The organism is Alteromonas sp. S005 (assembly GCF_036864475.1).
In the GTDB taxonomy this organism is placed as follows: Bacteria; Pseudomonadota; Gammaproteobacteria; order Enterobacterales; family Alteromonadaceae; genus Alteromonas.
This window is the reverse complement of sequence record NZ_JAZETN010000003.1, coordinates 248195-262448: the sequence shown is the minus strand read 5'-3', so window position 1 is coordinate 262448 and position 14254 is coordinate 248195. Positions and strand designations below refer to the sequence as shown.

The 14254-nt window shown below is 43.9% G+C and carries 10 protein-coding genes; 7 read left to right on the top strand and 3 right to left on the bottom strand.

Annotated elements, in window-relative coordinates; genetic code table 11:
* Window positions 1-97: 97 nt before the first annotated feature.
* The 5 genes from V7R55_RS06395 to V7R55_RS06375 all read left to right on the top strand — a co-directional run bounded on the left by V7R55_RS06395 (window position 98) and on the right by V7R55_RS06375 (window position 5427).
* A complete protein-coding gene (locus V7R55_RS06395) occupies window positions 98-1264 on the top strand; it encodes a cupin domain-containing protein (RefSeq protein ID WP_334058344.1) in 1167 nt (388 codons plus the stop codon).
* Window positions 1265-1273: 9 nt separating this feature from the next.
* On the top strand, window positions 1274-1732 hold the full coding sequence (locus V7R55_RS06390) for a GNAT family N-acetyltransferase (protein ID WP_334058341.1): 459 nt from the start codon (window positions 1274-1276) through the stop codon (window positions 1730-1732).
* Between the two features lie 359 nt (window positions 1733-2091).
* Entirely contained in the window at window positions 2092-2307 is a 216-nt protein-coding gene (locus tag V7R55_RS06385; RefSeq protein WP_334058339.1) for a PGPGW domain-containing protein, read from the top strand.
* Between the two features lie 355 nt (window positions 2308-2662).
* Complete coding sequence (locus V7R55_RS06380; RefSeq protein WP_334058338.1) at window positions 2663-3169, top strand: (2Fe-2S)-binding protein; 507 nt, start codon at window positions 2663-2665, stop codon at window positions 3167-3169.
* Window positions 3166-5427, top strand: a complete 2262-nt coding sequence (locus tag V7R55_RS06375) for a molybdopterin cofactor-binding domain-containing protein (RefSeq protein WP_334058336.1) — start codon at window positions 3166-3168, stop codon at window positions 5425-5427. The genes V7R55_RS06380 and V7R55_RS06375 overlap by 4 nt, the downstream gene beginning before the upstream one ends.
* 1408 nt (window positions 5428-6835) lie before the next feature.
* Here V7R55_RS06375 and ppsA read toward each other — a convergent pair.
* Window positions 6836-9208 (bottom strand): phosphoenolpyruvate synthase, encoded by a 2373-nt coding sequence (gene ppsA / locus V7R55_RS06370; protein ID WP_334058334.1) that lies wholly within the window; start codon window positions 9206-9208, stop codon window positions 6836-6838.
* 271 nt (window positions 9209-9479) lie between these two features.
* Between ppsA and ppsR the strand changes: the two genes are divergently transcribed.
* Window positions 9480-10292: a posphoenolpyruvate synthetase regulatory kinase/phosphorylase PpsR gene (gene ppsR / locus V7R55_RS06365; RefSeq protein WP_318488159.1), complete on the top strand. Its 813-nt coding sequence runs from the start codon at window positions 9480-9482 to the stop codon at window positions 10290-10292.
* A gap of 76 nt (window positions 10293-10368) precedes the next feature.
* Here the strand turns inward: ppsR and V7R55_RS06360 are convergent, their stop codons facing one another.
* Window positions 10369-11280, bottom strand: coding sequence for a tetratricopeptide repeat protein (locus V7R55_RS06360; protein WP_334058331.1), 912 nt, complete (start codon window positions 11278-11280; stop codon window positions 10369-10371).
* Window positions 11281-11698: 418 nt separating this feature from the next.
* On the opposite strand from V7R55_RS06360, the gene V7R55_RS06355 reads away from it, so the two are divergent.
* Window positions 11699-12163 (top strand): hypothetical protein, encoded by a 465-nt coding sequence (locus tag V7R55_RS06355; protein WP_014949313.1) that lies wholly within the window; start codon window positions 11699-11701, stop codon window positions 12161-12163.
* A 79-nt stretch (window positions 12164-12242) separates the two neighbouring features.
* On the opposite strand, the gene V7R55_RS06350 is transcribed toward V7R55_RS06355, so the two are convergent.
* Window positions 12243-14222, bottom strand: a complete 1980-nt coding sequence (locus V7R55_RS06350; RefSeq protein ID WP_334058329.1) for a tetratricopeptide repeat-containing sulfotransferase family protein — start codon at window positions 14220-14222, stop codon at window positions 12243-12245.
* Window positions 14223-14254: the final 32 nt, after the last annotated feature.

Sequence of the window (14254 nt, the reverse complement as noted above, 5' to 3'; positions counted from 1 at the left end):
GCTAATTCGTAAACTATTCGGCATTGAAATCACGCTTTTTGTATCACTAAGCGTAGTGAGGAGACTCCACTAAATTGGCTTACAAACAAGAGATGCTATGAGCACCAACGACAATACGTACTTTATTGATGTAAAAACAGGTACAGGCTTTAATGCAGAAACTTTTTTAAAGCATTACTGGCAGCAAAAGCCAGCTGTAATAAAAAGTTTCTTTCCAAACTTTGCAGATCCGATCGATGAAAACGACTTAGCTGGGCTCGCACAAGAGTCTGATGTCGACGCACGAATCATAAGCAATCACCAAGGAAATTGGCACGTTGAGCAAGGTCCAATTAGCGACTTTGAAAAGGCGTGCAAGGGTAAGTGGACCCTTCTCGTTCAGGGCGTAGATAAATATGTACCAGACGTTGCGCCAATCCTCGCACCTTTTTCTTTTGTTCCAAACTGGCGACTAGACGACCTTATGGTTAGCTTCGCTACAAACGAAGCAGGCGTGGGCGCTCATATCGACCAATACGATGTGTTCCTTGTGCAGGGCAAAGGAAAAAGGCGCTGGAGAGTAGGCAAACCTTCAGAATACAAGGAAATACACCCACACCCGAAACTCAGACAAATTGAAGGTTTTGAGCCTGTTATAGACGTTATTTGTGAACCTGGCGATGTGGTGTATGTGCCGCCAGGTTGGCCTCATGATGGCGCTACGATTGAAGACAGCCTGACCTACTCAGTGGGTTATCGGGCACCAGACAACCTGCAATTGGCAGAAAGCTTGGCGATGATGCTAGATAAAGGTGCTGGAAATTACCGCTTTACCGATGCAGGCCGAGCCATACAGTCAAGCAGCACACTAGTTAATGCTAGCGATGTCGCAGCACTAAAACAGCAACTGATAGACGCTATTAATAGTGAAGATTTCACTCTTTCTCTTCTAGAAGCCATGAGCGAACAAGGGGTTCCGGAATTCCCACTCGAAGATGAAGTCACCTTAGAGCAGATTTCGAATGATTTCGCAGCAGGCATTAGCTTTGCTCCTGCGCCCGGCATTCGCGCGTTAATTTGCGATGGCAAACGCGGCCTACCACGTGCTCTTTATGTCAACGGAAGTCAATTTGCCTTTGGGAAAAGTGACCAAGAATGGTTTGAAGTGCTAGCGTCGGCTACCGTTTTGAACGCAACTTGCTGTCAAGATGCGCCTTCTTTTACATTTTTAGAAACGTTAACTACACTTATTAATAATGGATATTGGGAATGGCACGAGGATTAACAGGCATATATGGCGTTTACCATACAAAACGTCGATTGGGAAAAGGACAAACATCGACTTAAAGCACTAAGGGAACATGTATTTGTTTTAGAGTGGCAAGTGCCAGAAGCTATCGAATTCGATGAACACGATAGCTCTGCATGTCATGTGCTATTAGTTAATGATGAAAACGAACCCATTGCCACCGGGCGCTTAACAAAAAAAGGCGAACTAGGCCGAATTGCCGTTAAGCGCTGCCACAGAACACTCCCAGTTTACCGCGCTTTGTTTGGGGCATTGATAGCGGCCGCAAAGCAAAATAACCTTCCCATCATTAAAGTCATCTGCAATTTGGAAAGTGTGTCATATCATCAATCTATAGGTTTTAAACCAGACGGACACGTGTTTATGGACGCGGGAGTTCCAAGACAAAGACTAAAATGCCCGGCAGAGCGATTTCCACTGCCAGACGTCACCCAACTTCACTAGTTGATCTGCTTTTCAGCATAATTAGTTTAAGTTGCACTGACAATTACTGCCCTAGAAGGTTTGGGGTATTTTGTATCGCAAATAAACTTTCTACACGGTTCACAAAAAGCGCACAAGACGCCTTCACCACAATGGCTGGCCTTAAGCGTTCAAACAATTATTTATTCAACAATATTCGTTAAATTGTATTATGCCTGTCTTATTACACATTCATTACTCACCCGCTACGCATCCATTACATGTTACATGAATCAGGCCATGTAAAATATGCACAAACATTTACACTTTTGCACTTGGCAAATTAATAAGGTTGAGCAACACTACAAGAACATTAAGTGTAACAAATCGAATTTAGGCAAATGCGTATACTAAGACTTACTCTAGGGGCAATTTTATTTGTTGGCGGAATTGTTTTGACATTACTCCCTGGCTCTATCATCTTTGTCGTAGCAGGTTTAGTGCTGTTGAGTTACGACTGGCCTAGAGCACGTGGGTGGCTTAAATTTAGCCAGCGAACAATGACAATGAGCGCACGCAAAATTGACCGTTTTCTGCTCATGCGGAAGCTTCGATAGCTCTCACCTACGTATTTTTACCCCGTTCGCGTACGTGTTTCGTCCATACAACACTACACTTCTCTTACTTCGTAAGCACTTCTTTCGCGATTCTTGCGTTATTTTATCGCAGTGACCTAACACTTAATCTTATGTATATGCGCAGAGATGCAATGCGTGTTAACGTAATTTAAGATAACAATTGCGAAGCCTTTAATAATAATACTAGTGGCATATATCTCTGCATGTTCAGCATCTTAGATAGTTCGTATCATCAGGCAATGTAACCGTATAGGTATGAATTTTGTAGTGCGTTCAAATAGCGCCGTACTGCTTGGGTAGTTCATATTTATCGCTTACCTATGGAGACAAGACCATGATCACGTTTACCGTTAATGGTAACAAACACGAATTTTCCGGTGACCCATCAACACCAGTATTGTGGTACCTTCGTGACGAATTAAACCTTACAGGACCCAAGTTTGGCTGTGGTATGGCGCAATGTGGCGCGTGTACTGTTCACATTGACGATATGGCACAACGCTCTTGCGTATTACCTGTGTCAGCAGTTCAAGGCAAAAAGATTACGACTATTGAAGGGCTGAGCGAAAACGGCGACCACCCGGTTCAAAAAGCTTGGGTAGAACATAAAGTCCCTCAATGCGGATTCTGCCAATGCGGGCAAATTATGCAGGCCGCTAGCCTTTTATCAACCAACCCAACACCAAGCGATGAAGAAATTGTCCAAAATATGTCTGGCAATATTTGTCGCTGCGGCACCTACCCTCGCATTCATGAGGCGATTAAATCGGCTTCAAAGTCAATGAGCGGAAATGCCGGTGTGAGCTACTTTGACCCAAGTAAAGCGGGAGAAGAAGCATGAATGAGAATACCTATTTTGACATGAATCGCCGCAGCTTTTTGAAATCGACAGCGGCGGCCGGTGCATTAGTTGTTGGTACCTATTTTATGGGCGGTGCGCCCCGTGCTATGGCGGGCGTTCTGGCAAAACCTGCAGAAAATGCAAAGCGCGCAAACTTGTTTATTGCACTTCGTCCAGACGGCATGGTTGAAGTAACCTGTCACCGAAGTGAAATGGGTCAGCAAATCCGTACCGCTATCGCACAAATTGTTGCAGACGAAATGGAAGCGGCCTGGGATAAGATTATTGTTATTCAGGGCAAAGGCGATCCCAAATACGGTGACCAAAACACCGATGGCTCCCGCAGCATTCGCTTCAATATGCAGCGCCTTCGCGAAATGGGCGCAAGCGTACGTTATATGATGCAACACGCAGCGGCCAAGCGGTGGGGCGTCGAGCCGAGCACCTGTGTTGCCGAGCAGCATGTTGTTGCTCATAGTTCAGGTAAGACCCTTGCTTATAAAGACTTAATAGATGATGCACTGACTATTACACCGCCAGAAGCAGACAAGCTTACGCTCAAAGATAGAAAAGAATGGCGTTACATCAATACGGGTATGGCGCATATCGACCTTCAAGATATCGTGACCGGTAAAGCCACCTTTGCCGCCGATGTTCGTGAACCTAAGGCGCTTGTTGCCATTATTGAGCGCCCACCTGTAGTGGGTGGAAAAGTGAAAAGCTTTAACGCAGATAAAGCAAAAGCAGTTAAAGGTGTTGTCGACATTATTGAAATTCCAGCCCCTAAAGGTGCGCCTCAGTTCCAGCCTAAAGGTGGAATTGCAATTATCGCCAACAACACATGGGCAGCGTGGCAAGGCCGTAAGGCGCTAGAAGTGACTTGGGACGATGGTGCAAACGGCGACTATAACTCAGCGAACTTTAAAGAGCAGCTGCTTAACACCGTAAATACACCTCAAGCGCTTGTTAGAGAAAAAGGCGATGCGGTGAGCGTTTTAGAAAAGGCCAGCGACAAGCTAATTGCCGACTACTACGTGCCGCATTTAGCACAAGCTCCCATGGAGCCTCCATGCGCTACTGCCATGTACTATAAAGATCGGGTTGACGTATGGGCTGCAACGCAAAATCCGCAGGCTGATATGGAAACCGTGGGCGCTATGGTTGGCATGGACAAGGAAAAAATCAATGTTCACGTTACCATGCTAGGTGGTGCTTTCGGGCGTAAGTCTAAGCCTGACTTTTCAGCGGAAGCTGCATACCTTTCAATGAAAACGGGCAAACCAATTCGCGTTCAATGGACACGTGAAGATGATATTCAGCACGGCTTCTACCATGCGGTGTCGGCACAGCACGTTGAAGCAGCGCTTGATGAAAATGGTAAAATTGACGCTTATCTTCACAGAACCGCGTTTTCTCCCATTGCCTCAACGTTCCAAGAAGGCGCCAATGCACCTTTCAGCTTTGAATTAGATTTGGGCTTTACAGACAATCCAATTCTTACACCTAATATGAAGCTAGAACGCGGTGAAGCACCAGCAAAAGCGCGTATTGGATGGATGCGCTCGGTATCAAATATCTTCCACGCGTTTGCTGTACAGTCTTTTATCAATGAAGCGGCGCACAAGGCAGGTAAAGACGCGAAAGATTACCTATTAGACGTTATCGGCCCCAACAGAATTATCGATGTGACAGAGCAAAAAGCCGAGTACAACAACTATTGGGGTGACAAATCGGTCTACCCACTAGATACAGGTCGCTTGCGCAATGTCATCGAAAAAGTATCTGACATGGCTGATTGGGGTCGAGAGATGCCAAAAGGCCGCGGCCTAGGTATTGCCGCTCACCGTAGCTTTTTAACCTACGTCGCCACCGTGGTTGAAGTGGAAGTATCTGATGCCGGCGATTTAAACGTGATCAAGTCGTGGGTAGCCATTGACGCAGGCACTGTGGTTAACACTGACACGGTGAAAAACCAGACTCAGGGCGGCTCAGTTTACGGTATTACTACTGCTATTAGTGACGGTATTACTTTTGATAAGGGCCGCGTACAGCAGAGTAACTTCCACAACTACCGTGTACCGCGTATGAGCGATTCACCACTAGAGGTTGAAGTTGAAGTTATTGAAAGCGATGCCCCTCCAGCAGGTGTGGGTGAGCCAGCTACACCGGTTTATGCCCCGGCGCTTTGTAATGCCATTTTCGCTGCCTGCGGTAAGCGCATCCGACAGTTGCCTGTAGGTGACCAGCTAAAAGCCTAGAAACTGACCTTTACCGCAAATAACATTTCATTGCGAAATTGTTGCGGATAGTAAAAAGGGTAATCACTTCAGTGATTACCCTTTTTTGTTTGTCTACGGTTGATGGCCAATTTGCCCTTGCTAGTATATTCACTCCGTTAGCTGACCAAGGCACACTGTGAAAATCCGCTATGGGTGCGAAAAAAGGCTGTAAAGGTTGTAAATACTAAGGCAAAAACAAGCAACAGATATGATGACGCACGCTACAAAGAGGTGAATGAAAATACCATAGCTTGCATACGCAAATACTGCGCAAATCAAACCAATCGTAAATTCAACAAGCGCTGCTTCGCATAAGGTTCTTATATTGCTAATTACCGGCTGTGCAAAAAACTTGAATTGATAGGCCATTTTTTCTCTCACCGCTTTCTCATACTAACCACAATAGCATATATATCTACATGCACATAATTTAACCACCCCATCCAACGCTGCTAATTTTGATAGGGCAATCGTTTTGACTGCAATAGCTCTCCGGCATTAGCTGCCTAGACATATGAGTTGATAACCTTGGTTTGGGAGGGCAAATTTGAGAGTCAGAGGCTCATCTAACGTGATGAAAAAGTGGTTAAGTTTGGTGAGTATATGTGGAACCTTGTTACTGAAAACGAAGGCAAGACAGTCTCGCTTCTTAAACCTTTTGTTTTGCTTATGCTCTTGGCACTGTTAAAGGTTTTAAGTAAGTTGAATTGATAAGTTATCTTTTGCAATTGAAAATAATAAAAAGCTTGGTAAAAAAACAAATAATACGGTAGTTCTCAGCATCGGTAGCAATGAGCGTTTAGCTAAACGCGCCACAGATTTTGTAAACCACGCTTTAAAGCTCTTATAAATGCCCAATGAAAGTCAGCATGTAAACTTTCATATTTTTGAGTCATTTTGAAAGTAAACTACCGTTTTATTTCTAACTCTACGCGACACAAAACTTATTCGTAGTTGCGTTCCATCCACATCAACTGCATTTTTAGTTCATTGATTTCTTTTTGAGCTTGCGCCAATTGTTCTGCCACAGAGCCTGATTGCATAACATTTTCTTCGGAGTTTTTTACTGAAACCGCGCTGTCATTATGTGCCATAAGAGTCCAACCAAATTAATTATTATCTAAATCGAATCATGTAATTCACCCTGTAATACTACACTTTTAATTACATAAAGTCATGTAGACAATGACCCAAAATCTATAGTTTTACGAAATAACCATAGTTTTTTTAGGGAATGTTACGCTGGCATAAAACTTAGTAAACCTCACACAAAGTTTTGAAGGCTCACTCGAACAAAAAAGAGACCAAAAGGTCTCTTCTTTACGCGTATTCATTAAGCGCTACATTAGCTAGTCACCTGACATATGTAGTACTCAGAACTTGGGTGTTAACCGTGCTTTTCAGCAAGATACAGCCAAGTTTCAACTACCGTATCTGGGTTAAGCGATACTGAGTCGATACCCTCTTCTACCAACCACGCTGCGAAATCTTCGTGGTCTGACGGACCCTGACCACAAATGCCCACGTATTTACCGCGTTTCTTCGCAGCTTGAATTGCCATTGAAAGTAGTGCTTTCACCGCTTCGTCACGCTCATCAAATAAGTGTGCAATAAGGCCACTGTCACGATCTAGTCCCAGCGTCAGCTGCGTTAAATCATTAGAGCCAATTGAGAAACCATCGAAGATATCCAGGAACTTGTCAGCAAGCAATGCGTTCGATGGTAGTTCACACATCATAATAACGCGAAGGCCATTTTCACCCTTCTTAAGACCCTGCTCTTCAAGAAGCTCGATAACTTTTCGACCTTCTTCTAATGTACGAACAAACGGGATCATTATCTCAACATTGGTTAAACCCATTTTGTTGCGAACGCGCTTAATGGCTTCACATTCAAGGGCAAAACAATCGCGGAAATCTTCAGAGATGTAGCGGCTTGCACCGCGGAAACCCAACATTGGGTTTTCTTCGTCTGGCTCGTATTGATAACCGCCCACTAAGTTGAAGTATTCGTTCGACTTAAAATCTGACATACGAACAATTACTTTTTCTGGCGAGAACGCTGCACCAATGGTTGAAATACCTTCTACCAATTTCTCGATATAGTATTCCGTTGGCGATTCGTAGCCTGCAATCATATCGCTAATTTCTTCTTTCAACTCTTCAGGCTGGCTGTCGAAATTAAGCAGTGCTTTAGGGTGCACACCAATCATGCGGTTGATAATAAACTCAAGGCGAGCAAGACCAACACCCGCGTTCGGCAAGCGAGCAAAATCAAATGCGCGATCTGGGTTACCCACGTTCATCATCACTTTTAGCGGTAGTTCAGGCATCGCATCGATACGTGATGTTACTACGTCGAACTCTAGTTCGTCACCGTAGATAAAACCGGTATCACCTTCAGCACAAGACACAGTGATTTTGTCGCCATTTTTAATGATGTCAGTCGCGTTACCACAACCAACCACCGCTGGAATGCCCAACTCACGAGCAATGATTGCCGCATGACACGTACGGCCACCACGATTAGTAACAATGGCAGAAGCCTTCTTCATGATAGGTTCCCAATCTGGGTCTGTCATATCAGTTACCAGAACATCACCCGCTTGGATTTTGTCCATTTCCTCAATTGAATCAAGCACTTTGGCTACACCAGCGCCAATTTTGTGACCAATTGCACGACCTTCAACAACGATGTTGCTTTGGCCTTTCAGTTGGAAGCGCTCAATGCTTTGTGAGTCTTCACGGCTGCGTACTGTTTCTGGGCGAGCCTGAACAATGTAAAGTTTGCCGTCTGCGCCATCTTTGGCCCATTCAATGTCCATTGGACGCTTGTAGTGCTGTTCAATGATCTGCGCTTGTTTAGCAAGCTCCATCACTTCCTCGTCGGTCAACGAGAAGGTTTTGCTGTCAGCGGCATCGATATCGACAATAGACACCTGCTTACCATGTGCTTCATCGTCTGAATACACCATTTTAGTAAGCTTGCTGCCTAGGTTACGACGAACGATAGCAGGTAACCCTTTGTCTAGCGTTGGCTTATGAACGTAGAATTCATCAGGGTTAACCGCACCCTGTACAACCATTTCGCCTAAACCGAATGAACTGGTGATAAATACAACGTCCTCAAAACCGGATTCTGTGTCGATAGTGAACATAACGCCCGATGAAGCGATATCACTGCGAACCATGCGCTGAATACCAGCAGATAACGCCACACCTTTATGGTCGTAACCTTGGTGAACGCGATAAGAAATAGCGCGGTCGTTAAACAGTGATGCAAATACGTGCTTAATTGCCACAAGCACGGCTTCATAACCTTTAACGTTTAGGAAAGTCTCTTGTTGCCCTGCGAATGACGCGTCAGGCATATCTTCTGCCGTTGCAGACGAGCGCACTGCAAACGACGCTTCTTCACCTGCATCACCCTGCAGCGTCACAAACGCAGTTTTAATTTCTTCTTCTAATTTGCCTTGGAACGGCGTATCGATGATCCACTGACGAATGTTCTTACCCGCTTCGGTAAGTGCATTCACATCGTCTACGTCCAGCGAGTCTAAGACTTCGTGGATGCGCGCTTCTAGACCGCTTTGCTCTAGAAATTCATTAAATGCTTCGGCGGTGGTAGCAAAACCACCCGGCACCTGCACACCGGCGTTCGCCAGGTTTGAAATCATCTCGCCTAATGATGCATTTTTGCCGCCTACGCGACCCACATCATGCATGCCCAGTTCTTGATACCAAAGTACGTATTCTTGCACAGCCCAAGCCTCCAGCTTTTTTATGTGTAGGGTATGAGGTTAATTTCAGGTTTGTATTTTTTATCACCTGAAACTCATCAAATTGTTGTCGATTCGTGGTGACAACCACCGTTAACGCTGTCCATTACGTTTGACAGCAAACCTTTGAAATTTGCCGCCATTCACAAGAACCGTGTAGCTTTTCGACGAAATCATCTTAGAATGGGGAAATTCAGAAAGTAAACCCTTTATTACTTTTGTAATAAAATTACACCAATGTTAAGGATATGTTGTGCGCACAGCTTTTTATATTTCAGATGGTACGGCCATCACTTCAGAGGTCTTTGGCCACGCCCTGCTTTCTCTGTTTCCTGTTTCTTTCAATCACAACACTATTCCTTTCGTTGAAACTGAGGAACAAGCTCACAAAGTTTTGCAGCAAATTTCTGAAAGTTTTCAAGACACCGGAGAAAGGCCGCTCGTTTTTTATACAATTGTGAATGTAGATATTCGCAAGATAATCTCTAAATCAGTAGGTATTAATTATAATTTTCTCGATCAATTTGTCGCGCCACTGGAAAAAGTGTTAGGTGTTCCTTCAAAACCAGAAAAACATCGCACGCACAGTATTCACGAAACCACTTACGACATCAGAATTGAGGCCGTAAACTACGCGTTGGCCAATGACGATGGTTCTAACTTAAAAGACTACGACGAAGCCGATATTATACTTACCGGTGTATCTCGGTCAGGTAAAACGCCTACAAGTCTCTATTTAGCGCTTCAATACGGCATAAAAGCGGCTAACTACCCGTTTACAGAGGAAGATATGGGTGACATGCTAAAACTTCCCCCTGCGCTAAGACGGTTTAAGCATAAGCTATTTGGCCTAACGATTGCGGCCGATAGACTTCACCAAATACGGTCTGAACGCCGTGCGAATAGTAAATATGCGTCGTTACCACAGTGTCGAATGGAACTTCGTGAAGTAGAAAATTTGTATAGAAAGGAAAAGATCCCGTTTTTAAATAGCACTAAATATTCGATAGAAGAGATTTCGGCAAAGATTTTGGCCGAGACTGGACTGAAGCGCCGTAAATATTAGTGAATCTAACAACTGGTAAAAAAAAGCGTGCTGCTATGTGCATTTTGCCTGCACCTAGTCGAAATCAACGTAACGATTAATGCGGTACGCTATCTTTTACCAATTTTCGGTAGCGCGATAGCTGTAAAGATGGCAACCCCTCAACAGATATTTGTTCGAGCCAACGTCTCGCTTTTTCAGGGTCGTTGCCAAGCATAGCGTTTTCCGCTATCCGTAACTTAATACTGTTAATTTGAGCAATATCCTTCGCCTGCTCCGCACATCTTAAACCCTTCACAAAAGCCTGCTCTGCCTCCTGATAATTCTTATTGTTGCGAAGCGCTACAGCATAATTGCTGTAGGAGATAGCTTGCTGTTGATAATCGGGCACCTTCAACGCCCAATTTAACGATTTAATTCGATATTCAATATGTTTTGCGTTATCGCCTTCTTTTAACGCGGCGTGCCCGAGCTCAGCAAAGATCTCATGGTAAAAGACAGGCGCATTATAGTTTTCACCTTCTAGTTGCTCAGCAAAGTCCTGCGCTTCCTTCGTTTTACCAAGCACAGTAAAAAGATTTAAAACCCTTATACCTAATTGAGGAGACGGCATCTTTTCATACTGTGCTTTCAACCCCGTTAAAGACTCAGTTAATGCTACTTTTGCTTCCTGCTCACGGCCTCTGGCCCGTAGCCACTTACCGAAAAACAGAGAAACTAGTGGTTTGTACTCTGGTACTCCGTTCAAATTTGTAGCTTCAAGCCAAGGTCTTAGAAGAGCATAAAGCTCATCATAACGTTGAAAGTTAAATAAGATATCAAACCTTCTTACTTGAAGATCCCACCATGGCGGTGTGTTCTTATCTAATAGCGATTGCTGTGCTCTAATTTTCGATAAACATTCGTCGACACTTTCTTGGCAAAGAGGCTGAATATCTTTTATCGCGGCATTTGCGTGAAATACAAAAAGCGCTAGGAATAATAAAATGGCGGCTAATGGAGATCTCATTATTATTATGGCAATGCATCTATTTTGTACAAAGTATAGGTTAAAAGCAGTTCTCATAATAGTCAGCGAATGCGACTAACTTCCCTAGCGCCTGGCGGCGGCTATACAGCGAGATTAAACAAACTGTAATTTACTGTTAGCTGCACATCATTATGTGCGGCCTTTTTTATACCTTTCTTTAGACGACACTTCCTATTCTGGCTTTTACCCCGTCAAACTGTACTCTAACTGATTTTTTCACGTCAAACTTTTACAATAGATGTACCTTTAGTGACTAGCATCATCGTATGCTCCGAGAGCTTTCGCTGATAGCAACTATCTATCACGGATAATCAGTTACATTTCATTGATTTAGCGATATTGTTAAAAACACTAATGATACATTTTAACATAGCCATCAATTTAAGGAGTTAGCGCCATGTTTACAGAAGAGATGGTACATACAGCCCTTCAGACTTGGTGCGACAATGTTGTTGCGGTGGGAAAAGTACACGCTGAAGGTGGCGATGTGAAAGCGTTCGCATCAAAGGTTTTATCTGAAAATTACGATTACGATAATGGCAAGGTGCTGTTTAAGCCTACCTTAACGTTTGGTGCTCAAACATTTCGCCCAACAAAAGAAGGGGCGCTTTCCTACTTTGTAGGTGGCAATAGCGACTACCCCAACGACAATGGGTTCAAGCTTAAGCCTTGGGTAAAGGTTTGGTATAGCAAGGAGGATTTCATATTGAACGGCGAGTTAGCCATTGTTCAATGCAACGTACATTTTATTGGTGCAGACGACAGCCATATTTTTGTGAACAAGAGCTTTGTTTTCAAGCAATGCGACGATGGTAAAATTAGAATTATCCTTCACCAATCTTCGTTACCTTATCAGCCCTAGAAGCTTGCTGGAGTATCAAAACTAATTTTGTTAAAAGTCATGGCTAGAAGGTAGCCATGACTTTTTTGTTAACTATCTCTTAATTGCCTGTCATCGAACTGTCGCTATCTAGCGCTTGTTTGAGCTCACCTAAATAGTTTTCGAAGGGTCTCCACTGCCCCATACCTGTTTTATAAATAGGCTGACGAACTTGCTCAGAACTTGGCGTTTTAATAACCCTTTTAGTTTGGTGAAACGCCAAGCATGACTCTTCAAAGCCTAACCCACAAAAATCTAGAATGCGTTTAACCTGCCCTTCTAAATCGTCCAGCACATCTTCGTGTTGCACCGTGAGAATGTCGCCTGGCAGTACGCGATGCCAATGGTCCATAAGCTGTTCATAGGCTTTATAGTAACGACCAATATCGCTAAGCGAATAGCTAAATTCTTGCCCTTCACCGAATAACTGTTTGAAGCCGCTGAAACAGCAGTCTATTGGGTTTCTGCGTGCATCAATAATTTTGGCGTTAGGCAGTACTTTTTTAATTAAGCCAATGTGAATGAAGTTATTGGGCATTTTGTCAATGAAGAACGGCGCGCCCTGTCTGTAAGCTTTAGTCTGCTCGATATAACGGGCACCAAGCTTTTCAAGAGTTGCATCATCTAACTGACTAACATTAAACGGATAAGGCGTCTTTTGATGACTTAATGATGAGGCAATGCCTAATATATCGTGCAATTCCATGGTGCCATCTACCTGAGAATGAGACGCTAGGATTTGCTCTAATAGTGTTGAGCCTGCGCGAGGCAAGCCAACAATAAAAATAGGATCGGGGGCTTGGCAGCCCTGGTTTGTATTGAAAGAATCAGTCTTAAACGCCTGTTGCTGAGCCTCTAAAGCCTTCTCTGTTCTGCCAATATCAAATTGTAGCGTACTGTGTTTGAGTTTATTGCCTTGCTCATAGTAAGCAAACGCTTTATCCGCTTGGCCTTTGTCTTCAAACCCTTTACCTAGCGCAAACCAGATGTGAATTTTATCGTCCAACTTTATTGAACTACCGTCTACCTGTTCGCACATTTGCGACAGCATGCTATCGCTAAATTTGTAGGTTTTTGTGTTAGCTAAACTCCAATACGCGTCGCCATAATCATTAGCATATTCCACCGCTTTCTCATAAGCGTTCACGGCGTCGGTAGTATCGCCTTTAGCTTTTAACGCATGCCCTAGTGAAATCCACACTTTAGGCCTATCAGCATTTTGTGAAAGCACACTTTGATATAGGCTTATTGCTTCATCTAACTGACCAACTCCGACAAGGGCATGGGCCAAGCTAGTTTTAATGGCAAAGCTTTCCGGATTAAGCGCTAATCGCGCTCTAGCCACCTTTACGGCTTCTGGAAACTTGCCCAGTTTAGATAAGACATTTTGATACGCTACAGCGGCTCTTTCATTGTCAGGGTAAAGCTCAACACAGCTTTCTAATAGAAACTCCGCATCGCTGTACACCTTAAGCTGCATGCCAATTTCGGCGAGCAACATCATTGCCTCTGGGTGGTGCTTATGCTTAGTTAAAAATTGTCGGCATACTTGCTCTGCTGCAGAAAACTGCTTTTCATACATTAAGTCATAAGCACCGAGTACGGGGGCAGGAATTGACTGCAAATGTTCAATTTGCTGGGTCGCCATATTTGCTGCAGGCGCATCGTTATGGCTCTTATAAATGGCAAGCAGCTTTTTCCAACTGCTAATTAGCGCAGGGTTAAAATGTGTAGCCTTAAAAAATGCGGTAGCCGCAGCCTCATGGTTGCCGTTGGCTTCATGACAATAAGCTAACTCTTGGTAACCTCTTCCATAATCCGGTTTAAGCCTAAGTAGCGCATCAATATGTTTAAACGCTTCGTTATATTGTTTAGACAGTCTTCGGATGACCGCTGCCAGATAGTGGGTTTCAGCCTTTTGCGGATCGCTTAGCGACGCAGAAAAAAGCGTTTGAATGTTTTCTAATGCAAAGGAAAACTGCCCACGCTGCAGCGCTTGTTTTATAGCGCGTACTTGTTGTTGAAATTCTTCTGGTGTCATAGCCTACTTTATTATTTTGTTTGCAAAATTTA

What these genes read in the sequence shown, in the direction of transcription:
- V7R55_RS06395 (WP_334058344.1), top strand. Translation starts at nt 98, where the DNA reads ATGAGCACCAACGACAATACGTACTTTATTGATGTAAAAACAGGTACA.
- V7R55_RS06390 (WP_334058341.1), top strand. Translation starts at nt 1,274, where the DNA reads ATGGCGTTTACCATACAAAACGTCGATTGGGAAAAGGACAAACATCGA.
- V7R55_RS06385 (WP_334058339.1), top strand. Translation starts at nt 2,092, where the DNA reads ATGCGTATACTAAGACTTACTCTAGGGGCAATTTTATTTGTTGGCGGA.
- V7R55_RS06380 (WP_334058338.1), top strand. Translation starts at nt 2,663, where the DNA reads ATGATCACGTTTACCGTTAATGGTAACAAACACGAATTTTCCGGTGAC.
- V7R55_RS06375 (WP_334058336.1), top strand. Translation starts at nt 3,166, where the DNA reads ATGAATGAGAATACCTATTTTGACATGAATCGCCGCAGCTTTTTGAAA.
- V7R55_RS06360 (WP_334058331.1), bottom strand. Translation starts at nt 11,280, where the DNA reads ATGAGATCTCCATTAGCCGCCATTTTATTATTCCTAGCGCTTTTTGTA.
- V7R55_RS06355 (WP_014949313.1), top strand. Translation starts at nt 11,699, where the DNA reads ATGTTTACAGAAGAGATGGTACATACAGCCCTTCAGACTTGGTGCGAC.
- V7R55_RS06350 (WP_334058329.1), bottom strand. Translation starts at nt 14,222, where the DNA reads ATGACACCAGAAGAATTTCAACAACAAGTACGCGCTATAAAACAAGCG.